General features: G+C 62.9%; 1 protein-coding gene. It reads right to left on the bottom strand.

The window, feature by feature from the left end; genetic code table 11:
- Positions 1-588: glycoside hydrolase family 36 protein (locus AC3WJM_RS23035; RefSeq protein WP_492273063.1), on the bottom strand; the 588-nt coding region annotated here is incomplete at both ends.

The raw sequence follows: 588 nt of genomic DNA, 5'->3' as shown, positions 1-588 counted from the left end.
CTGTGTCCAGTGGAATCGCGACATCATGCCCAGATCCAGTCTGCGGCCGCCGGATGCGCAGTTCTCCAACAGCAGGTGTGGATACTTCTCCCGGACGTTGTCGAAGACACGGTAGAGGGCGTCGTAGTAGCGCCACAGGACATTCTCGGTGTAGCCGCCGCGCTCTGCTTCTCCACCCTCGCCGACGCTGTGGTTGTAGTCGATGCGGAAACAGTCGAGGTTGTAACGGTCGATGATTCCGATAATGGTCTCCTCAACGTATTCGGCGACCTCGGGGCGGGACAGGTCGAGGTTCGGGATGGTTTCCCCGCGCCGCTGCATGAGCCAATCCGGGTGCTGTGCAAGGAGTTTGCTGCCGAGGCCGACGCGCTCAGGCTCCACCCACAGCCCGACGCGCATGCCCTTCTCGCGCGCCCGGTCGAATGCGGCGCCGAGGCCTTTGGTCAGCAGCGGACTTTCCTGGTCATAGTCGCCGACGGTCTGGGTCCAGTTGCTTTCGCCGAACCAGCCGGCGTCCATGGTGAACAGCTCGGCTCCCAGTTCGGCCGCCAGATCGATCTCGGCGTAGAGCTGTTCCTCGGTGATCTG

Source organism: Arthrobacter sp. FW306-1B-G06A (assembly GCF_058781765.1).
This window is presented reverse-complemented; position numbering and strand designations above follow the sequence as displayed.